At 61.2% G+C, this 20445-nt stretch carries 20 protein-coding genes; 14 read left to right on the top strand and 6 right to left on the bottom strand.

All coding sequences use genetic code 11. The features are described from left to right. Nucleotides 1–61: 61 nt before the first annotated feature. The 11 genes from NL532_RS12190 to NL532_RS12140 all read left to right on the top strand — a co-directional run bounded on the left by NL532_RS12190 (nt 62) and on the right by NL532_RS12140 (nt 9034). Nucleotides 62–1165 carry an inositol-3-phosphate synthase gene (locus NL532_RS12190; RefSeq protein WP_023736084.1) on the top strand — a complete coding sequence of 368 codons (1104 nt, stop codon included), beginning with the start codon at nt 62–64 and terminating at the stop codon, nt 1163–1165. Beyond that, complete coding sequence (locus tag NL532_RS12185) at nt 1162–1758, top strand: histidine phosphatase family protein (RefSeq protein ID WP_023667978.1); 597 nt, start codon at nt 1162–1164, stop codon at nt 1756–1758. The genes NL532_RS12190 and NL532_RS12185 overlap by 4 nt, the downstream gene beginning before the upstream one ends. 14 nt (nt 1759–1772) lie before the next feature. Further along, the gene (locus NL532_RS12180; protein ID WP_023829126.1) at nt 1773–2873 is read left to right on the top strand and encodes a CgeB family protein; all 1101 of its coding nucleotides are present in this window, start codon (nt 1773–1775) and stop codon (nt 2871–2873) included. Further along, a complete protein-coding gene (locus NL532_RS12175; protein WP_023829125.1) occupies nt 2873–3676 on the top strand; it encodes a sugar phosphate nucleotidyltransferase in 804 nt (267 codons plus the stop codon). Before NL532_RS12180 ends, NL532_RS12175 begins: the two co-directional genes overlap by 1 nt. Nucleotides 3677–3679: 3 nt before the next feature. Then, complete coding sequence (locus tag NL532_RS12170) at nt 3680–4441, top strand: TIGR04290 family methyltransferase (RefSeq protein ID WP_023687791.1); 762 nt, start codon at nt 3680–3682, stop codon at nt 4439–4441. Further along, nucleotides 4434–5366, top strand: a complete 933-nt coding sequence (locus NL532_RS12165) for a glycoside hydrolase 5 family protein (protein ID WP_023817802.1) — start codon at nt 4434–4436, stop codon at nt 5364–5366. The genes NL532_RS12170 and NL532_RS12165 overlap by 8 nt, the downstream gene beginning before the upstream one ends. Before the next feature lie 7 nt (nt 5367–5373). After that, nucleotides 5374–6531, top strand: coding sequence for a glycosyltransferase (locus tag NL532_RS12160; RefSeq protein ID WP_286488151.1), 1158 nt, complete (start codon nt 5374–5376; stop codon nt 6529–6531). Between the two features lie 8 nt (nt 6532–6539). Further along, on the top strand, nt 6540–7517 hold the full coding sequence (locus tag NL532_RS12155; RefSeq protein ID WP_023829123.1) for a GNAT family N-acetyltransferase: 978 nt from the start codon (nt 6540–6542) through the stop codon (nt 7515–7517). Nucleotides 7518–7521: 4 nt separating this feature from the next. Continuing rightward, on the top strand, nt 7522–8424 hold the full coding sequence (locus NL532_RS12150) for a class I SAM-dependent methyltransferase (protein ID WP_023691450.1): 903 nt from the start codon (nt 7522–7524) through the stop codon (nt 8422–8424). Nucleotides 8425–8497: 73 nt separating this feature from the next. Then, a complete protein-coding gene (locus NL532_RS12145; protein WP_023691451.1) occupies nt 8498–8716 on the top strand; it encodes a hypothetical protein in 219 nt (72 codons plus the stop codon). A gap of 141 nt (nt 8717–8857) precedes the next feature. Beyond that, nucleotides 8858–9034, top strand: a complete 177-nt coding sequence (locus tag NL532_RS12140; RefSeq protein WP_023667969.1) for a hypothetical protein — start codon at nt 8858–8860, stop codon at nt 9032–9034. Here the strand turns inward: NL532_RS12140 and NL532_RS12135 are convergent, their stop codons facing one another. The 5 genes from NL532_RS12135 to NL532_RS12110 form a co-directional block, all read right to left on the bottom strand. Continuing rightward, nucleotides 9035–9598: a sigma-70 family RNA polymerase sigma factor gene (locus tag NL532_RS12135; protein ID WP_023667968.1), complete on the bottom strand. Its 564-nt coding sequence runs from the start codon at nt 9596–9598 to the stop codon at nt 9035–9037. It lies immediately after the preceding gene. A 624-nt stretch (nt 9599–10222) separates the two neighbouring features. After that, nucleotides 10223–11194 carry an amino acid ABC transporter permease gene (locus NL532_RS12125; RefSeq protein WP_023687785.1) on the bottom strand — a complete coding sequence of 324 codons (972 nt, stop codon included), beginning with the start codon at nt 11192–11194 and terminating at the stop codon, nt 10223–10225. 19 nt (nt 11195–11213) lie between these two features. Continuing rightward, on the bottom strand, nt 11214–12494 hold the full coding sequence (locus tag NL532_RS12120) for an NAD(P)/FAD-dependent oxidoreductase (protein ID WP_023687784.1): 1281 nt from the start codon (nt 12492–12494) through the stop codon (nt 11214–11216). Nucleotides 12495–12638: 144 nt separating this feature from the next. Beyond that, nucleotides 12639–13466, bottom strand: a complete 828-nt coding sequence (locus tag NL532_RS12115; RefSeq protein WP_023691453.1) for a transporter substrate-binding domain-containing protein — start codon at nt 13464–13466, stop codon at nt 12639–12641. A gap of 299 nt (nt 13467–13765) precedes the next feature. Beyond that, entirely contained in the window at nt 13766–14968 is a 1203-nt protein-coding gene (locus NL532_RS12110) for an MFS transporter (protein WP_023714681.1), read from the bottom strand. A 176-nt stretch (nt 14969–15144) separates the two neighbouring features. On the opposite strand from NL532_RS12110, the gene NL532_RS12105 reads away from it, so the two are divergent. The 3 genes from NL532_RS12105 (at nt 15145) to NL532_RS12095 (ending at nt 18312) form a co-directional block, all read left to right on the top strand. After that, complete coding sequence (locus tag NL532_RS12105; protein ID WP_023681081.1) at nt 15145–16056, top strand: LysR family transcriptional regulator; 912 nt, start codon at nt 15145–15147, stop codon at nt 16054–16056. A 289-nt stretch (nt 16057–16345) separates the two neighbouring features. Beyond that, complete coding sequence (locus NL532_RS12100) at nt 16346–16549, top strand: hypothetical protein (RefSeq protein WP_023829121.1); 204 nt, start codon at nt 16346–16348, stop codon at nt 16547–16549. A gap of 788 nt (nt 16550–17337) precedes the next feature. Continuing rightward, the gene (locus NL532_RS12095; protein WP_023667960.1) at nt 17338–18312 is read left to right on the top strand and encodes a L,D-transpeptidase family protein; all 975 of its coding nucleotides are present in this window, start codon (nt 17338–17340) and stop codon (nt 18310–18312) included. Between the two features lie 89 nt (nt 18313–18401). Here NL532_RS12095 and NL532_RS12090 read toward each other — a convergent pair whose 3' ends face one another. Then, nucleotides 18402–20372, bottom strand: a complete 1971-nt coding sequence (locus tag NL532_RS12090; RefSeq protein ID WP_196813856.1) for a CHASE2 domain-containing protein — start codon at nt 20370–20372, stop codon at nt 18402–18404. Nucleotides 20373–20445: the final 73 nt, after the last annotated feature.

The raw sequence follows: 20445 nt of genomic DNA, 5'->3' as shown, positions 1-20445 counted from the left end.
CCGGCACGCTGGTGGTTCGGCGGCAGGAACTTACCTTTGAACAGCATAGGGCGGCAGTTTCGTGGGATCGAAAAAGGTTCGTGTCGGTATCGTCGGGGTCGGCAATTGCGCATCCTCCCTGGTGCAGGGCCTCTCCTATTATCGTCACGCAAAAAGCAACGAACCAATCCCAGGGCTGATGCATGCCGACCTCGGCGGCTACCATGTCGACGACGTCGAGATTGTCTGCGCGTTCGACGTCGCCAGGAGCAAGGTTGGCCTCGACGTCGCTGAAGCAATCTACGCCGCCCCCAACAACACGTTCCGCTTTGCCGATGCGGCGGCAAACGGCGTTCGCGTCGAGCGCGGACCGACACTTGACGGCATCGGAAAATACTTGCGCGACGAAATCGAGGAGGCGCCGGAGCCGGTTGCCGACGTCAGCGAAATCCTGCGCAACAGCGGCGCCGACGTGCTGGTCTCTTACCTGCCGGTGGGCTCCGAGGAGGCGACGCGCTTCTACGCCGAATGCGCGCTCGAGGCCGGCTGCGCCTTCGTCAACTGCATACCCGTTTTCATCGCCTCACGTCCGGAATGGCGCCGGCGCTTCGAGCAGCGAGGGCTGCCGCTGGTCGGCGATGATATCAAGAGCCAGGTCGGGGCGACCATCGTTCACCGCCTGCTGGCCAATCTCTTCCGCGAGCGCGGCGTGCGCATCGATCGCACTTATCAGCTGAATTTCGGCGGCAACACCGACTTCCTCAACATGCTGGAACGCGAGCGGCTGGAATCAAAGAAAATTTCCAAGACCCAGTCCGTGGCCAGCCAGTTCGATGTTCCCCTGGAGCCGGGCAATATTCATGTCGGACCCAGCGACCACGTACCGTGGCTGACCGATCGCAAATGGGCCTATATCCGGGTGGAAGGGACGACCTTCGGCGGCGTGCCGCTCAACGCCGAGCTCAAGCTGGAAGTCTGGGATTCTCCAAATTCAGCCGGCGTGGTGATCGATGCGATACGCTGCGCCAAGCTTGCGCTCGATCGCGGCATAGCGGGAGCACTGACCGGTCCCTGCAGCTATTTCATGAAGTCGCCTCCCGAACAGTTCACCGACGCCGAAGCGCGGCAGCGCACGCTCGCTTTCATCGCCGGCAAGGACGAGCCTTTGCTGGATGCCGCGGAATGACGACAACGTTCTTTTTGATCCGTCATGCAGCGCACGACAATGTCGGCTCCTATCTTGCAGGACGGATGGATGGCGTTTGCCTTGGCGAGGCTGGGAAGGCGCAGGCCGCGCATCTTGGTGGCCGCATGGCCCGGGAGCCAATTGAAGCCATCTTGTGCAGCCCGCGTGAGCGTACGCAAGAGACGGCCGTGCCGATCGCGCTTGCCTGCGGCGTCGGTGAAATCGCGATCTGCGCCGAACTCGACGAGATCGATTTCGGCGATTGGTCGGGAAAGACTTTCGACGAGTTGAATGGCGATGCCGGTTGGCGGGCGTGGAACGACCAGCGGCAGGAGGCCAGGACACCGAGCGGCGAGACCATGCTGGATGTCCAGGAGCGGATCGTCGCACTGATGAACGCAGTGCGCGAGCGGCATCCGAATCAGTGTGTCGCCCTGGTCAGCCACGCCGACGTGATCAAAGCCGCCGTCTGCAAGGTGCTTGGCTTGCCGGTCGGCGACTGCTTCCGCTTCGACATCGATCCAGCCTCGATCACGACGATCGTGTCGGGTGACTGGGGCTCCAAGCTCCTGCGAATGAACGAAGCTGCCTGACGAGGACTTTCCGGATGCAGATGGTCATTTTCGGTCTCACCGTTACATCATCATGGGGCAACGGCCATGCCACGCTCTGGCGCGGTCTGATCCGCGCCTTGGGTCGGCTGGGATGGTCCATCACCTTCTTCGAACGCGATACCCCCTACTATGCCGGGACGCGTGATCTCGATCGGCTCGATGGCGGCAACGTCGTCATTTATCCGGACTGGGAGGACATCCGTCGCGTTGCGGAGCGGGCAATGAAGCAAGCGGATGTCGTCGTCGTCACCTCCTACTGTGCCGACGCCGTGGAGGCCTCGCGGCTGGCGCAGCAGACAGGTCGCGGATTGCGTGTCTTCTACGATCTCGACACTCCGGTCACGCTTGCCCGCATCGAGCAAGGCGAGCGTCCGCCCTATTTCGGACCTGAGGGTCTCGCCGATTTCGACCTCGTTTTGAGTTACACCGGCGGCTCTGCGATCGAGGCGCTTAAGTCGGTTTTAGGCGCGCGTCACGTGGTGCCTCTCTATGGGCATGTCGATCCCGACCAACACCGGCCGGCAGAGAAGCGGGCCGAATTCGCCGGTGATCTGTCCTATCTCGGAACTTACGCGGCGGATCGCCAGGCCGGCGTCGAAAAGCTGCTGGTCCGCCCGGCCGCGCGCCTGCCCAACCACCGTTTCATCATTGGCGGCGCGCAATATCCGCAGGAATTCCCATGGAGCGACAACATCTTCTTTGTCAGGCATCTTCCGCCAGCCGACCATCCGGCTTTCTTCTCATCATCTCGCCTGACACTGAACGTCACCCGGGAGGCGATGGCGCAAAAGGGCTGGTGCCCGTCGGGACGGCTCTTCGAAGCGGCCGCGTGTGGGGCTGCCATCGTCACAGATGCATGGCCGGGCCTGGCCGAATTTTTCGAACCCGGCCGCGAAATCTTGTTGGCGCATGACACCGATGATGTGGTCGCCGCATTGCGATTGCCGGAGCGCGAGCTCGACGGCATTCGAAGGCGTGCCCGCGACCGGGTCTTGGGCGAACACACTTCCGCACGGCGCGCGGCGGAACTGGATCGCATCCTGAACGATGCCTTTCAAAGATCTCCCGGCGAACCGATGAGGGAAGCGGTCTGATGTTGGGCATCGTACCCGCTGCCGGGCGCGGCAGCCGCATTCAGCCGCTCGGCTTCTCGAAAGAGCTGCTGCCGGTGGGTAGCCGGATCGATGGACAGACCGAGCGTCCCTGCGCCGTGAGCGAGTATCTGGTACGGCGCATGGTGCAGGCCGGCGTCGACAAGATTTGCTTCATCATCGGATCGGGCAAATCCGACATCCTTGAATACTACGCCGCCGGCTACGGTGACGCGGCGGCTCTCTTCGTGGTGCAGCCGAACCCCGTCGGTCTGTGCGATGCGATCTTCCGGGCGGCGCCCCTCGTCGCGCCCGACGAGGTCGTCCTGGTCGGCCTTCCCGATACGATCTGGTTTCCCGAGGACGGTTTCCGCCATTTGCCCGACGATCAGCTCTCATTTCTGCTTTTCCCGGTGGATCAGCCGGAATTCTTCGACGCCGTCCTCACCGACGTCCACGAGCGCGTGATCGAAATCCAGGTCAAGCGGCAGGATGCCGCCACGAACTGGGTTTGGGGTGCGTTCAAGATGCCGGGCCATATCCTGCATCAGCTTGCGGCACTGTGGCGTGAGCGCGAGCGCAGTGACGAATATATCGGCACTTTGGTCAACGCCTATATTGCGGCCGGCGGTACAGCTTTTGGTGTCAGGGCTGGGTCGCACTATGTCGATGTCGGCACTTTCAACGGCTATCGCACAGCTCTGCGGTTGCTTGAAAACGACGCCCCATCCGCGCACCGCGGGCCCACCATGATCATGCCCGGCGCGCAGTCGCATGTACCCGTCGTTCCTGGCGAAGGAGCCTGAGCCATGCTGCATTCCCATGCCGAAATCCGCCGCCGCATCGATGCGCTCGGCCCGTGGTTCCACAACATGGAACTTGCCGGCGTCGAAACCGCTCCCAACCATTTTCTGGGCAACTACCCGCTGATAAAATGGCGCAAATTTGCCAATGCCATTCCTGCTGATCTGACGGGCAAGGCGGTACTCGATATCGGCTGCAATGCAGGATTTTACTCCATCGAGATGAAGCGGCGAGGTGCTGACCGTGTCCTCGGCATCGATTTCGATGACGCCTATCTGGCCCAAGCTCGCTTTGCCGCCGAGGTTGCCGATTGCGAGATCGAATTCCAGAAGCTTTCGGTCTACGACGTCGGGTCGCTGCGCGAGACGTTCGATGTCGTGCTGTTCATGGGGGTGCTTTACCATTTGCGCCACCCCTTGCTCGCGCTCGACCTGATCCGCGAACATGTCGCCCGTGACCTGATGATCTTCCAGTCCATGCAGCGCGGCAGCGCGGATCTGCCCGAGTTGGAAGAAAACTATCATTTCTGGACGCATGACCTGTTCGACCAGCCGCAGTTTCCCAAGCTGCATTTCATCGAGCACCGCTATGCCGACGATCCCACCAACTGGTGGATTCCAAACCGCGCCTGCACCGAAGCGATGCTGCGCAGCGCCGGTTTCGAGATCGTTCTGCACCCCGAGCAGGAGGTCTATTTCTGCCGCGCAGCCGGGGACCCGGCCGGCGGCGGCGCCATCTACCCCTCGAAAGGACAGCTCCATGATTGAAGCCGCCATGATCTGGAACGAGCCCAACAACAAATCGCATTGGGACCCAGAGCTCGATCCCGATTGGAGCCGCTTTGCCAGGATGGCGATCTTGTCGGCTGACGCAATCGCGTCGGAGAACCCGTCTTTGACGAAAGTACTCGGTGGCATCTCGCCGATAGATCCGGGCTTTATCACCCGCATGAAGGAATTCGGCGTGCTGGACCATGTCGATGCCGTCGCCGTGCACGGCTTTCCGCTCGACTGGAACCTGTGGCAGATCCACGAATGGCCACAGAAGATCGGCGAGATCGCGACCGTCACCAACCTTCCCATCTGGGTCAGCGAAGTCGGCGTATCGACCTTCGGCGCGGAAGAAATCCAGGTCTGGGGGCTCAAGCGCACCGCCGAGTTGCTGATCGGCAACGCACCACGCATCCAGTGGTACAGCCTCTACGATCTTCCGCGCGAATGGGAAGCAACGACGCGGCATCGCGAGGCGGAGGGCTCTTCTTACTATCGACATTTCCACATGGGGCTGCTGCGCCAGGACGGCACGCCAAAACCAGCGCTGGAGGAGTTCCTGCGCTACTCGCCCGCAATGGGGCTGGTGCAGTGGTTTCATTTCGAGGACCCCCGGCTGGACGATGCTGTCGCCTGGATGAAGCGGCTGGGCGTCACCAATATGCGCACGGGGCTTTCCTGGGCAGACAACTTCCGGCCGAACGCGCTGGACTGGTTCGACCGGCAGATGGAGGCACTCGCCGATTTCGACGTGACGGTCACCTTTTGCTTTACACCGGAGCATCGCGGAATGATGCCCCACCACACCAGCCCACCTCTGGTGCCGGAGGAGTTCGCGGAATTCTGCGCAACCATGATCCGCCGCTATGCGCCCGGCATGACGTCCGCTTCGCTCCCGACGCGGCGGGCCTCGGCAGCGTGAAAGTGTCATCCTGCCAATGCATCAGACGCCTGACACATTGGACGAATTAGCGGCATCATCGACAGGTGGTGCGGCATACGGGACCGAGGCGCAACCAGCCGCGGCGCTCACTGTCCTCAATGTCGCCTACCCTCTCGCGCCCGTCGGACCCGATGCTGTCGGCGGTGCCGAACAGGTTCTGTCGATGCTCGATCGGGCACTGGTTCGCGCCGGCCACCGCTCTATCGTCATTGGTTGCCGCGGCTCCAGCGCGAGCGGTACCCTTGTGGAAATACCGGCTGAAAACGGCGTGCTCGACGAGGCGGCGAAGAGCCGCGCGCAGCAGGCTCATCGCAAAGCGATCGCCGCTGCCCGCGCCCGATGGCCGATCGATGTGGTTCATCTGCACGGCATCGATTTTCATGCTTATCTGCCCGACGATGGTCCGACCCTGGTGAGCCTCCACCTGCCCTTGGACTGGTATCCGGCCGAGGCTCTGCGACCGACGCGCGACGACCTGTGGCTCCATGCGGTCTCGCCCACCCAGCAGCAAACGGCGCCACCAGAGGCCAGACTGGTGGCGCCGATTCCCAACGGCGTTGACATCGAAGCACTGAGCCTGGTGCAGCCGAAGCGAGACTTTGCCCTGGTTCTCAGCCGGGTCTGCCCGGAAAAGGGCATTCACCTGGCCCTGGACGCGGCCAAACAGGCGGGCGTGCCCCTGGTCATCGGCGGCAAGGTCTACCCCTACGAAACACATACGCGCTACTTTCGCGACGAGGTCCAATCCCGTCTTGATGCTCGCCGCCGCTTCCTGGGCCCGCTCGGTTTTAACGCCAAGAGGCGCTTTCTCAACGCAGCCCGCTGTCTGGTCATTCCAAGCCTCGCCGCCGAGACAAGCTCGCTTGTCGCCATGGAGGCCCTCGCCTGCGGTACCCCGGTGGTCGCATTCCCGAATGGCGCGCTTGCGGATGTCATCGAGCACGGCAGGACGGGCTTTCTCGTCAACACAGTCGACGAAATGGCCCAAGCCATTCTTGCGGCGCCCAGCCTGGACGCCGAGGCGTGCCGGGTGGAGGCGCGACGGCGGTTTTCGCTGGAACGGATGATCTCGTCGTATATGGCTGCCTATCAGGCGCTGGCACAACTTGGCACAGATTGCCGGCGCTTCGCTGCGGCACCGTGAGAAAAGCAGTGTTGCGCAGCGAAATCATCGATGACCCCGTAAAATTCGATGCCTTGACGCCGCACTGGTGGAAACTATGGGAGCAGAGCTCCTCTGCGACGCCGTTCCAATCCCCCGCTTGGCTGGTGTCATGGTGGCGCGCATTCGCACCCGGTGAACTGGCGACAGTCGCGGTCTGGCGTGGCGGCGATCTGGTCGGGCTGGCGCCACTCTATCTCGAGCATGGAACGGCCGGTTCGAAGCTGCTTCCGGTCGGTATTTCGCTCAGTGATTATCTGGACATCCTGGCTGTCCGGGATATCGAGGCGGCGGTTGTCGCCACCATTGCCGAGACGATCTGCTCGGTCGGGTGGTCACAATGGATCTTGTCTGATCTGCCGCAAAACAGTGCCGGTCTTACGATCGCGCATCCCGGTTTAACGGTCGAGAGGCCGGTAATTCATGCAGCCTGTCCCGTGCTTGCTGTTGCCGGCGACGACACGTTGGCCGGCTGCGTTCCCGCTCGGCGCAGGCGCCAGTTGCGCCGGGCGCGCCAAGCGGCGTCCAGACGCGGCCGGCTCGCGTTGGCGTCAGCGCGGGGCGATCAGAACTTCCTGAACCAATTGATCCGCCTGCACCAGGCACGCTGGGTTGGACATGGAGGTGGTGTATTGGCCGACCCCGCCGTGCAGCACTTCCATGGGCTTTCACTTCCCTTGCTCGATGCTCACGGCCTGGTCCGATGCTGGTTGCTCGCGATCGATGGCACGACTGTCGCCGCCTATTACGGATTTCACCACCGCGGCCGCGCCTATGCCTATCTCGGCGGCCTAGATCCTGCATATGCCGAGGAGAGCCCAGGGGCGATCCTGATCGGCCACGCGATCGCGGAGTCGATCCGCGAGGATGCGCGCGAGTTCGACTTCCTGCGCGGCCAGGAGGTCTACAAATATGGCTGGGGCGCCGTCGACAGGTGGACGATGCGGAGGATCTGGACGCGGAGTTGATGTCATGAGTGTGCACGCGCAGCGCCGGACATCGGTCAGACGGGCGGTCGAAGATTGCATGGCCGATGGTGCCTGCGCCGAAGCTGTTCTCGTCAGGCTGGCGCTTCACCTGCCGCCCACAATTGAAGCGGCGGAATTGGCGGAGTTCGTGCTGAAAGTCCGTCCGGCGGATACCGGCGATGCTGAAAGACTGCGAAAGGTCGCTGGACTGCTGCGCCACAGACCGGGCGTCCTTGCCACTTTGCGAGCGACAGGCGGCGCCGTTCGGCATGAACGCGGTAACGGCGAGACGGATATTGCCGTCGTCACGCGGCTGGCCTCGAGTTTTGATGCCGCGGCAGCAATTTCGACAGCCGCAAGTGTCCAGTTAGGATCCCTTGGCGATGACGAGCGGCTGACAGCCATGACCGACGAAATCGTTGAATGGCTCGAGGCGCGAGAATTCACCGGAATTGAACGAGACATTCTCGACATCGGTTGCGGCATCGGACGTTTCGAGCGCGCGCTGTCCAATTCCTTCAAGCGGATGGTCGGCATCGACATATCATCGCGGATGATCTCTATCGCCTCCGAGCAATGCGCAGCGCTCGGCAATGTCGAACTGCGCCAAACCTCCGGTCTCGATCTGGCCGACTTCGACGACGACAGTTTCGATTGCGTGTTGGCGGTCGACAGCTTTCCCTACCTGGTCCTGGCCGGCATGGCTGAGCGGCTTTTCGATGAAATTGCGCGCGTTCTCAAACGGCCGGGCCGGCTCGCATTGCTCAACTATTCTTATCGCGGATCGCTTTCTTTGGACCGGGCCGACATCGGCCGTCTTGCGCAAGCTCACCAATTGCGGGTCGTCATCGACGGCGAGAAGCCGTTTGGGTCATGGGATGGCGACGCCTTCCTGCTTGCTGGGTGAGACGGAACATTACAGCGCGATGCCGGTTCGGGCGTCGGCACCGATCGGTGTCCTGGATTCGAAGGAGGAGATCATGGCATCCGGCGGCAAAAAGCATTTCGGCCAAGGCAGCCAAGGCAAAGGTGCCGGCGCCGGCGCAATGACCACCTTGGACAAGGACAAGATCGAAGAAAACGCGGTTTTGTCCAACCGCGACAGGAAGCAACATAGCCGAGAGCGCGGGCTGGACGGCAATCGAATCAAGTCCGATCAATTTCAGGATCACGCCGCAAACCGGTTGCTGAAGGACTGACGCCACCGCGCCGCGTCTTGCCGCGGCACGGAGGAAAACTGTGCAAGGGCCGCCGGTGAGCCTCTCGGCGGTCGACAACGCCTTGTAGTGCCGAGCGCTCATCATCAGACTTGGATCTAGGGATGCTATCAAGAGAACGTGATGTCTCATTCGAGCGACGATACCACGGATCTGCTTGTCGAGATGGCAGTGGATCAGGAGATTGCTTCCCTGCTGGCCGCCATAGAGCAGGAAAAGATACCAGACCGCCTATCCAAGCTGGCGATCCAATTGCAAAATGCTCTCGTCGAGAAGCGTCGGCGAGACGTGAAGAGCTGATTATCTGCGGCTGTCGACCTCTATATCGAGCTGACCATCCGACAGCTGATTTCGCCTTTCTATCAATGTCTGCAACGAGCTCTCCCCGAGTAGCTCAAGGATGTTGGCGCGGGCACGGTTCAGCCGGCTCTTGACCGTCCCTACCGCGCAGCCGCAGATTTCGGCGGTTTCCTCGTAGCCCACTCCTAAAACGCCGATCAGCATCAGCACCTCGCGCTGATGTTCGGGCAGCTTTTGGATGGCGCCGTGAACTTCCTTGCTCTGAACGGTCCATTCCTGGGTAGCTTCCGAAATCGGTCTCGAAGACGCGCAGTCGAGAAGGCCTGGCGCTTCCCGTGCAGCGATCTTGATCCGGGTGTAGTAGGTGTTGCGCATGATGGTGAAGAGCCACGACTTCATGCGTGTACCAGGTTCGAACTTGTCGATGTTGGCGAGCCCTTTGGTCAACGTTTCCTGCACCAGATCGTCGGCATCGTCTGGAACGCGGCAGAAGGTGCGCGCGAAAGCCCGCAGGGCAGGTATCAGATCAACGATGGAAACGTCATTGGTTTGTTGGTCGGCCAAGAGATAGCCTCCGGATGACAATGGTCCAGCTCCCAGAAGAAAGAGTGAATGAACGAAGCCAGAGCTAAATGCATGGAAGTTTGGTTCGTTCCCGCCGTTGGAAACAACTCTTCGAAAATTCCACCGGGCGCGAACACGCCGACTACGGTCTTCCCCCAACCACGCCCACTTCAAAGGAACGAAACACCATGCCGAGCTTCATTCCCGGGAAGTCTCGCCGGTGCGTTTGGCTGTGCAGGGCATGGACCGAGTCGTGCGGCTGGTAACGCGCAAACCACTGCTGACAAACCTATTGGCGAACCACGTGGCGAACTCGGCTACCATCGATACATAGCGATAATGGTTGGCCCGGAGACATGTTAGAGTCATTAATTTTGTTAACTTATTGGCGCGGGTGAAATCCAGCAATCGGTCGTAGTTGCCGGGCGGTCGGCCAACGAACATGCTCGTCCAGCACTTGCTCTATTCTGCCCTCCGATCGGGCTAAGCCGATGAAATACCGGGTTGATTCACCCCTCACGACGTCGCCGAACGGCATGCTGTCGCGTACAATCTGCAGCTGCTCTCCGAAGCTGGCTGTTGCGGTGCTGTGCAACTCGCTTTGGCGAAGATCACGGATGACGATCAGCGCTTGAGTGAGCGCCCGAACCGGTCCTCGATCCGCGACTGAAGGAACTCGAGCCCCATCGAGAGCAGCCAATAGATCATCGAGGCGGTGATGAGCATCTCGATGTGGCGGAACTCGGTCTGGCCCTGCGTGCGTGCGAGATACATGATCTCCCAGACCCCGACCACCGAGACCAGCGAAGAATCCTTCAGCATCGCAATGAACTGGTTGCCGGTCGGCGGCACGATGACGCGCATCGCCTGCGGCAGGATGACCAGGAACATCGTCTGGTTAGCGCTAAGGCCGAGTGCCGTAGCACCCTCGGTCTGGCCGCGCGAGATGCTTTCGATGCCGGCCCGGAAGATCTCGGTCATGTACGCGCCGTAGCAGAGCGACAGCGCCATGATGCCAGCCGGCACGGCGCCGATCACGTAGCCAATCTGCGGCAGGCCGAGATAGATGATGTAGATCTGCATCAGCAACGGCAAGCCACGAAACAGAGAGGTATAGAAGGTCGCCAAGCCATAGACCACGCCGTTGCGGGAAAGTTTGGCGATGGCGCCAACGAAGGCGATGAGGGTGGCGATGGCGATCGAAATGGCCGAAATGTAGAGGGTCGTCACCACACCCTTCGAGACGAGGAAGCCGATCTTCTTGGCGATGAACGCGAAGGACAGGTCGAAGGAATAGAAAAACAACATTAGCAACACGAACAGCTCTATCCAAACTGCCACAATCTGCTGTTTGCGGCTGAGATACCGCAGCGCGTTCCAGTTCGCCACCAAGATCAATGCGATCAGCACCGCCGAGACCGCCCGCCCGACGTCCGGGTTGGCGGCGAGCCACTCGACCGACCCCGGAACGAGCTTGCCGAGCCAACTGGCTTTGATGCCGAGCCCATACAGGCCGGCGGCGATGGCGGCGAGCACGAAGAACACGCCAACGCGGCGCGCCGCGTCCGGGTGGTTGAGCAATAGTCGGCCGATCACGTCTTCGATCTCCCTGCGGTCAGCGGGCCCGCTCGCGCCACCAATCCTGCGCCTGCAGCTTCCAGTAGGTGAGTTGCGCAACCGCAAGTCCAGCCGGGCCGCCCGCCCAGGCAAGGCCGAATGGTGCAAACAGCCGGTAACGGTCCGATTGTCCCAGTATGGCTTCGGCGATCAACTTGCCGGCGATCGCCGTGGTGTTGATGCCATGGCCACCAAAAGCCGTGAGGTACCAGACGCCCGGCTGCAACGGGCCTATCTGGGGCATCATGTGCCGGGCATAAGACATGAGCCCGGACCAGGCGAGTTCGGTCTTGAGGTGTTCGAGCTGCGGATAAGTGGTGACCATCTCACGGCGCAATTGCCTCGCCAACACGCCCGATGAGGCTGCCCGGGTGGTGATGCGCCCTCCCCAGAGCAGCCGCCTGCCGCCTTCGACAACACGGTAATAATCGCCTGCGCGACGGTTATCGCCGACGGCGTCGGTCGTCGTAATCGCCTTGGCGATGAGGTCAGGCGCCTCCTCGCTCACCATAACGTAAGTGGCGATAGGCAGGAATGCCCGCTGCAGCCGGCCGACCAGTGGGCCCGTATATCCGCCGGTGGCAACTACGGCCTGGCGGGCGCGCACTTCGCCGCTGTCGGTACGCAAGATCTTTTCGGCGCCGTCAAGGTTGGCTTCAACGGCAGCCGTTCTCTCGTATATCCTGCCGCCCAGCCGCTCGATCTCGCCAGCAACGGCGCGCAGATAGTTAAGCGGATGCATGTGGAAGGCGCTGGGATCGCGCAGGCCTTGGTGGTAGCGATCCGAATGCAGCACCGCTCGCACCTGGTCGCGATCGAGATAGTCGAGCCGGTAGTCGAAATCCCGCGCCAGTTGCTCGGCATATGCCTTGAGCACGGCGCCGCCATCGTGGCGAAGCACGCTCAATATACCGGAGCGCGGCTCTGCCGCCTTGACGTCGAGATCGCGGATCGTCTGCCGCACGAAGTCGACGCCTTCGATGGACAGGCGGTGCAGTTTTTGTGCCGCGTCGACGCCGGCCATCGCGGCGATGTTGTCGGTGCCGGTGGCGAAACCGGGATTAACGAAGCCGCCATTGCGACCGGAAGCGCCGAATCCTATCCGCTGCGCCTCAAGCACGACGACCTGCTGGCCGGCGCGAGCCAGCTGCAACGCCGTCGTCAGGCCGGCCAGTCCGCCGCCGACAACGACTGTCTCGCACTCGGAAACGCCGCTCAGCGGCGGTCTGATGGTGTTGTCGGCAAGCGTGCGTCGGTAATATGTGTCAGGACATGTCATGATCAATATGATGAGGTGGCGGCACTAGAGCATTTTGCAGGCAGGCGGAGCCGCCCGGTGTCGTGGAAATGCGGCTGAAACAAAACAGATGGAGCGGGATGTTCAATTGAATGCACCCCGCTCAAGCTTTATCCACGATGCCTCTCAGTCAGAGCTGTAATCCTTGCCGTACCACTTGGTGGTCAGTTTCGCGAGGGTACCGTCCTTCTTCATCTCGTCGAGAATGCCGCCGATCTTGGCATTCCACTCGGCATCACCTTTTTCCGCGATCACCACCAGTGGCTCACGGAAGGCATAGCCGCCTTCCAGGACACGCAACGGGTAGCCGTTCTTTATCGCGTTCTGAGCCGTCTGTTCTGGTGCGATGACCGCGTTGAGGCGCACGCCGTCGCCGAGCCTCAAATCGTCGAACGGCAGCATTGAGTCAGCGAAAGTCCTGATCTCACCGGGCTCCAGCTTGTATTCGATGGGCGGCAGGCCGGGAGCATCGATCTCGAGTTGTCTACGGATGAAATCCTCCGACGTGGTGGCGGTCTCGACGCCGATGATCTTGCCGTTCAGGTCGGCGACCGATTTGGCCGGGCTGTCCTTGTGAACCACGTAAACGTAGGGGCTATAATAATAGATGCCTTCGAAATCGATCACCTTGGCGCGCGCTTTGGTCGGCGTCACCGAGCCGACACCCAGATCGTAACGTCCCTGCCAATGGCCGCCCGTCATCGTCGCCCAGTCCGGCGTATCGAAACTGACCTCGACACCGAGGCGCCTTGCGATCTCTTTCGAGACATCTATGTCGAAGCCGACCAACTGATTGCTGTCGTCGAGGAAACTCTGCGGCGGCCAACCGCTATTTGTGGCGACCACCATTGCCTTCTTCGAGGTAACCCGGTTGATGGTTTCACCCGCCGAGGCCGCAGACGCGAACGCGAGCGTGGTAGTGGCCAAGGCCAGCCACGCGATCAATTTCCTCACTTGAACCTCCCTCTTCATCGTCATTCAGACATATGCTTCCCAGAGCGCGCTCCCGTAGAGAAACAGCAATTGAGAGCGCGGCATGAGATCGATCTCATATCAGCACACATATCGACGAGGGGATCAAGTCCTTTTTCAAGTAGCCAGTTGTCCTCCGGGGGCGCAAAGCATCGGCACCCGCACGGTGCGGCGGAACCCGCGTTTGATGTGATGCGCGTGACTTTCAAGACAGAGGAAACGAAGATCTACTTCAACCTATCACATCATTGCCAGATGGGCGGCACAGGATGGCTTGCTGTCTACGAGTTTCCGATGTTCCGGTTAAGCATGGGTGCGCGGCACACCGGCAGCAGCACCAGCAGGATGATGGCGGAGTCGACCCAGAGGACCCTGTTCACGCCCATCGTGTCGACGATCTGACTGGTCGCTAGGGTACCCACGGAGATGGCAAGATTGAAAGTGAAGCAGTAGATGGCCGTCGCGGTCTCCGCGCTTTCTGGTGCTGCACTCAGCACCCACGTCTGCAGCGTGATGGGCGCCGCGCCATACGCGAAGCCCCACACCAGCAGCAGGATGGTTCCTGTGAGCGGCGTGACCCCGAGCAACGGGAAGAGAGCCAGCGTGGCGCCGAGCCCAATGACGATGCAGGCCAATGTGCGACCGACGGATTTGGCGGCCCAGACGCCTGCGACGGCGTTGCCAATCATTCCGAGAATGCCATACCCCAACAGTAACCAACCTATGCTCCCTGCAGTGACGCCCGAGACCTCCAGCAACACCGGGCTCACGAAAGTGTAGGCACCGTAGTGGGCAGCCACCAGCAGTGCGGTCGCAACCACGCCCGACAGGAGGGCGGGATTGCGCAATTGCGCACGCAGGGCTTTCACCTCCACAGGCTGCGCCGCCTCCAGCTTCGGAAGCACAAGCAGGGCGGCGAGCAGTATGGCAAAGCTCAGGCCGGCGAGAGACCAGAACGCGCCGCGCCAGCCGACTAGATCACCGATGATCGTGCCGGCCGGCACGCCCAGCACCGCAGCGGCACTTACACCGCCGAAGACAATAGTCATGGCGCGCGGCACGGACGGTCCAGGAACAAGGCGTACTGCGATGCTTCCGGCTATCGCCCAAAAGCCACCGATGGTGATCCCGACGAGCAGCCTGGACGCGAGCAGAACGGGAAAGTTCGTTGCGAGCGCTGAAATCACGCTCGCCGCAGCCATTACCGCGAGCAGGCCCGCCATCAGAATACGCCGGTCGAGCCTCCCCACTGCCAACGGCAAACCGATAGAAGCGAACGCCGCAATTACGCCGGGTATCGTCACCGTGAGACCGCCACTCCCAATAGAGACATTCAACTCGGAAGAAATTGCCGGAATCAGCCCCACAGGGAGTTGCTCCGCAGTGATCATCGAAAAAATACCCAGCGATACAGTGAGCACGGAGAGCCACATGCGAAAAGTGGCTCCCTGTTTCTCCCGAAGGGCTGCTTTGGTCAGAGACATGATCACCTCCAGCCCGCGAGAAGGCACTCGACGCCAACGTTTCGGGCAAACGTTAGAGAGACGGATCGGGCAATTGATCCCGGCCTGGTTTCAGATAATCTGTCCACTGCGGATTGATAATCGAGGGAGATATGGATGGTGAATTCACGAAACGTGAATGAAAGAGGTGATTGCAGTTGGACCGGCTGACCAGCATGACCGTGTTTGCCAACGTCGTCGGTGAAGGCAGCTTCGCTGGAGCGGCCAAGCGGATGCGACTATCGCCAGCGGCTGTGAGCAAGCATGTCCAAATGCTGGAAGAGTGGCTTGGCGCACGCCTTCTCAACCGGACGACCCGGCGCATCAGCCTGACAGAGCTCGGCGCCTCCGTCTACGAGCGCAGTCTGCGCATAATCGAGGATGTCGAGGAAGTTCGTACGAGCGCGGCCGAGAGCAAGACACGTCCGACCGGCTCACTGCGTGTCAGCGCGCCGATCTCCTTCGGCGCGATGCACCTTGGGAGAGTCGTTGCAGAATATCTCGCGGTCTACCCGGAGGTGTCGGTTGAGTTGGTGTTGGACGACCGTGTGGTTGACATCGTGGAAGAGGGCCTGGATGTCGCGGTACGCATCGCTCCACTCACGGTTTCCAATCTGGTTGCTCGCCGAATCGCGCCGTCACGCGAGGTGGTCTGCGCTTCGCGCGATTATCTGGACAGACGCGGGCGTCCCACAAAGCCGTCGGATCTCCACGACCATGATTGTCTGGACTACGCGTTGCGCGCCAGCCGCGGAAAATGGCGGTTCGACGGACCAAAGGGGCAAGTGGCGGTAAAAATCACTGCACGGATGACGGCAACGAACGGGCAGCTCCTGCGCGATGCGGCGCTGGGTGGAGCAGGCATAGTACTTTGCCCCACTTTCCTTGTTGGAGAAGCCATTCGTTCGGGCCAGTTGGAGACAGTGATGCCCCAGTTCAAGCCGGTAAGCCGGTCGATCTACGCGATGTACCCGTCAAGAAGGCATCTTTCCGCCAAAGTTCAAAGCTTCGTGACGCTTCTCGCCGCCCACTTTGGTGAGAACCCACCTTGGGACAACTTTGGACCATGACGACTGGAATGTTGAGCCCAGAGGCCGCGCGCACTTGCACGGCCTTACTGTGCATGGGACCAGCACCCAGGGCCAAGGGCCGGTGCATATCGAGCCGTCCAGCACCTTTTCGAGACTGAAGCATCCGCTATTTGCCGACGGTCAGTCGCTGAGGCTCAATCCACCGCCCATCCTAAGCGCTGCCACAGCGCGAGTTGTAGCATCTGCGGTGTCTCTGGTTCTCTGCGGCCACCGGCGGAACGGGTTGTAAGCAGGCGCGTTCCTCCAGCGTCAAGCTTGGAGAACATACATGGATGACGAGCTGCGCCTGAAGTTACAAGAGCTGAGCCAAAGCATGCAAACGCGAGCGGCCGAACTTTCGACGCTCGGCGGCAGCGCAGACATAAGTACGGTGATGTCGGGGATCGCCGTCTCTCTGGAGGCGCTGCTGGTGATTGCCGAAGAGATGAAAACGCCACGTTCCGGCCCTTCGGTCCTGCCCGACGCTACATGAACATCTCCGATCGTTTGGGAGAGGCTCCAGAGCGAGAGCGCCTACCGCCCACCAGCAAATCGCTCGCCGAGGAACTGGCTTTAATCCACATTCCGGGTTGGAGAGTGGAGAGCGCAATCTACTCGGTGGAGTACTCCAGGTGGGGTGAGCGTCGGCAGAAATGGATTTTGCACTCGACGATGCCTTTTGGGTAATCGAGGACGGCCTTAGGACGGAGGACCACGATGGCTTGGATGGCCGCAATTTGCCCGATTACAGATGAGCAGGCGCTCGTTAATTCGGAGACAGTTGGTGACATCCGGGAGTTTCGCTGTCCGAGTTGCGGCGACTTCAAAATCACGAACTCGGCCACCGCGATGTTCAAAGGCCTATCGGCAGAAGTTGGAGCGCTTCGAATACGCTAGGGCAATCGCGGGCGACAACGCGATCACAGTGACGACGGAACATGGATCTATCGATCCCGAAGATCAATAGAATACCCGCCCGACAAGCCGGTTCCCAGCGCATCTCCTCACTTGCTGCCCTGAGACCATTTGACTGCCGGTCCAGGTAGTGGGCAGTTTGAAGGTAGAAGCTCACGTCAACATGGCCAGGCCATTTTTACACTGCCGATCTGCGCGGCCAGCAACGCCTCTCGTGAGGGGCAAGGCATGGGCATCGAACGTCTCGGACCGGTCGGCGGCATAAGGCTGGTTGCCTATGATCCTCCTACCGGCGAATGGAACCAGATCTGCCACAGCGCGTCATAGAAGCAGATCAGGTGCGATTTAACGTAAGGAGTGAAATCGATGATCAGGCTCCTTCTCCTCCTCGCCATTGCACTCGCCTTCGCATGCGGCGGGACGGAGGCGGCCAAGCTGGACCTAGCCGCGGTAAATCAGGCGCAATTCTCCGCCGGCGATCCGAAAGGGCTCGATCCTGCCGTGCTGAAGGCGCAAATTTTTTTGGATCGTGCGCGCTTCTCACCGGGGCTCATCGACGGCCGCCTTGGAGAGAACTTCGCCAAGGCGGTCAAGGCCTTCCAGGCGTCGAACGGACTGGCGCCAGATGGCAAGCTCACCCAGGCGACTTGGGACAAGCTGATGGCAACCTCCACCAGCCCAGCTCTGGTCACCTTTGAACTGACCCGCAAAGATGTACGCGGCCCCTTCACCAAACGCATTCCGCGGCGCATGGAGAGGATGGCTCGCCTGAGAAGGCTTGGCTATCACGACTCGATCGAGAAGCTGGCGGAGCGCTTCCATGTGAGCGAACCATTGCTCAGGAGGCTAAACCCAGGCACCGGATTCAGGAAAGCTGGAACCACGCTGCTGGTACCAGATGTTGGCCGGGGTGAACCTCCCGCCACCATTGCCGGCGTCGAAGTCGACAAAGGCGCTCATCAGGTGCGCGTGCTCGACCCCTCCAATAAAGCGCTTGCCGTCTACCCTGCCTCGATCGGGAGCGACGAGAAGCCGGCACCAAGTGGGCAGGCAGAGATCCAAAGGGTGGTGCACAACCCGACCTATCACTACGATCCCGATTTTGCATTCAAGGGAGTCAAAACCAAGCGGCCCTTCACCATTGCTGCCGGCCCTAACAATCCCGTGGGATCAATCTGGATCGACCTCTCCATCGAAAGCTACGGCATTCACGGCACGCCCGAACCCGGCAAGATCGGGAAGACCTTCTCTCACGGCTGCATCAGGCTCACGAACTGGGATGCCGAGGACCTCGCCTCAATGGTGCACAAACATATGAAGGTGACTTTCAAGGACGAGTGAACGCAAGCCGTCGCATCCCTCGATGGTCGCCGAAACAAGATGTCCGTCTGTGCCCGTGACAATTGCATCTTGCGATCCGCTGGATCCGATCAGCGGATGCTCCGGGTTCGGGGTGTCAGGTCAAGCGGCGCCATTTGCACGGATGGCGGCGAACCAACCACCATGGCGGGGGCGCCAGATTGCTCACCACGTTGGCTCTCTACTTCGCGGCTCATACCTTGTTGAGCAGCTTGCATCTCCGGAACGGTGAAAACCGGGACCTCGCCCTTGAAACCCTGGAGCTCAAAGGCGCCCGCCTGAACGACCGGCATCGATGCTCCTGCCGCAAAGCCGGGTCCAAGCACCAGGGGGATGCCCAGCTTCTTGGTCGTCGATTCGAGCCGTGCCGCGCGGTTCACGGGGGAGCCGATCGCGGTGTAATCGAAGCGCCGTTCGGAGCCGAAATTGCCTACCGAGCAGATGCCGGTCTCGATGGCGACGCCGATTTCGATGGATCGATGGCCATCCGCGGTGAAGGCGGCGTCTTCGCGCCTCACCCGCTCGATAAGGGCAAGGCCCGCGTCCAGCGCACGCTCACGATGATCGGGTTGATCTAGCGGTGCGTTCCAGAAGGCCAGTACCGCATCGCCCATGAACTTGTCGATGGTGCCGTCGCGCTTGAGGATCTCATCGGTCGCAATGCCGAGGAAATGGTTGACCACCTTGGCGATCTCTTGGGTGTCGAGCTGTTCGCTCATGGTCGTGAAGCCACGTATGTCGCTGATCAAAATGGTGATCTCGCGCTTCTCGCCGGACAGGATTGCCTCGGTGTCCGAGCTTGCGAGGCGCTGCACCACGGAGGGCGACAGATATTGGGAGAACTGTCGCGTGAGGGTGGACCGGCGCTGCTCGCTGCGCCTGTAGAGGACATAGCCTTCGAAGCCCGCAACCATGATGGTTGCAAGCGCCGGCTGCAGCGGGTCATAGAGTGCACCCTGCAGGCTGTACTCGAGAGCGCCGAACACGAACGGCGTGACGGCCAGCAGCGCCAGGGAGAGGGCGCCAAGCACGACACGCCCGGCGAGCACTCCGGAAACCCCGATGAAAACGACGGCACTGAGGAGAAACCAGAGCCGCTCGAGCATACGCGCGTGCGCTGGCTCTGCCAGGAAGCGCCCGGCAAGCATCTGGCCGATCGCATCGGCGTGGATCTCCGCTCCTGGTCGCGCTGGACTCGTCGGCGTGGGCAGGTACTGCGTCAGGCCCACAGCCGACAGGTCGACAATGGCGATGGCGTCCCGCAGCCGCGGATCGCCATGGCCCGAAAGGATAGTGCTGGCAGACAGGCGAGGCGTGTCGGTGGCGGTTTCCCAGAGGCGGATGCTCCCCTCCGGCTCGAGCGGCACAATGGCGCCTGCCATCCTGAGTGCGTCGAACCCGGCTGCATTCATCCGGGCTGTGTAACCGTCCTGTCCAGCGTAAAGGCGCAGGAGCTCGAGTGCGAAAGACGGCCACAGCTGCGCGCGTTGAGGGGTGTTGCGAAGCCAGAGCAGCGGCACATGGCGCAGTACGCCGTCGGGATCGGGCAAGGTGCGAATCACGCCGAGGCCTGCGGCGGCGTTCGAGAATTCGGCAAGCGACCCGGTAAGACCGGTGAAGCCGGGAAGTGTATCGGGTACTTGCCCGACGATCGACCAGCCGGCTTTGGGTTCTGCTTCTGAAACCGTCGCTTCATTGCCCAGGCTGACGGCAAGCGCCGTTCGATTTTTGGACAGCGCCGCTGCCAGGCGCTTGTCTCCGGCCATGCCCTCAGGCGAGGTGTCAGCCTCGGGGAGTACCAGCGCAAGCCCGACCACCGCCGCACCGGACTGCGTGATGCCATTGACCAGATCGGCCAAGAGGCCACGGTTCCAGGGCCATCGCCCATGTGCCTTGAGGCTGGCGTCGTCTATCGAGACGATCACGACAGGATTGCTCGTCGCCTGACGTGGGGCGAGAAACTGATAGAAGTCGTACGTCCGCTCACGCAGGCGCGACAACGGCCCGTCAAAAGCCAAATGGCAAGCGAGCAGCAGGAGCACGACCACAAGGCCGGATATTTTGCGTCTGCCGGCTTGCCGCCAATCAGCCCAGCGCCTACCGACCGAGTGGCTC

Origin of the sequence: Mesorhizobium sp. C120A (assembly GCF_030323105.1) — a bacterium.
Classification (GTDB): domain Bacteria; phylum Pseudomonadota; class Alphaproteobacteria; order Rhizobiales; family Rhizobiaceae; genus Mesorhizobium.
The sequence above is the reverse complement of the archived record's forward strand: the minus strand, read 5'-3'. Positions and strand labels throughout refer to the sequence as shown.

Bases quoted from the DNA above. Each gene is read 5' to 3' on its own strand.
- NL532_RS12185 (WP_023667978.1), top strand. From the start codon at position 1,162: ATGACGACAACGTTCTTTTTGATCCGTCATGCAGCGCACGACAATGTC.
- NL532_RS12180 (WP_023829126.1), top strand. From the start codon at position 1,773: ATGCAGATGGTCATTTTCGGTCTCACCGTTACATCATCATGGGGCAAC.
- NL532_RS12175 (WP_023829125.1), top strand. From the start codon at position 2,873: ATGTTGGGCATCGTACCCGCTGCCGGGCGCGGCAGCCGCATTCAGCCG.
- NL532_RS12170 (WP_023687791.1), top strand. From the start codon at position 3,680: ATGCTGCATTCCCATGCCGAAATCCGCCGCCGCATCGATGCGCTCGGC.
- NL532_RS12165 (WP_023817802.1), top strand. From the start codon at position 4,434: ATGATTGAAGCCGCCATGATCTGGAACGAGCCCAACAACAAATCGCAT.
- NL532_RS12150 (WP_023691450.1), top strand. From the start codon at position 7,522: ATGAGTGTGCACGCGCAGCGCCGGACATCGGTCAGACGGGCGGTCGAA.
- NL532_RS12145 (WP_023691451.1), top strand. From the start codon at position 8,498: ATGGCATCCGGCGGCAAAAAGCATTTCGGCCAAGGCAGCCAAGGCAAA.
- NL532_RS12140 (WP_023667969.1), top strand. From the start codon at position 8,858: ATGTCTCATTCGAGCGACGATACCACGGATCTGCTTGTCGAGATGGCA.
- NL532_RS12120 (WP_023687784.1), bottom strand. From the start codon at position 12,494: ATGACATGTCCTGACACATATTACCGACGCACGCTTGCCGACAACACC.
- NL532_RS12110 (WP_023714681.1), bottom strand. From the start codon at position 14,968: ATGTCTCTGACCAAAGCAGCCCTTCGGGAGAAACAGGGAGCCACTTTT.
- NL532_RS12100 (WP_023829121.1), top strand. From the start codon at position 16,346: ATGGATGACGAGCTGCGCCTGAAGTTACAAGAGCTGAGCCAAAGCATG.
- NL532_RS12095 (WP_023667960.1), top strand. From the start codon at position 17,338: ATGATCAGGCTCCTTCTCCTCCTCGCCATTGCACTCGCCTTCGCATGC.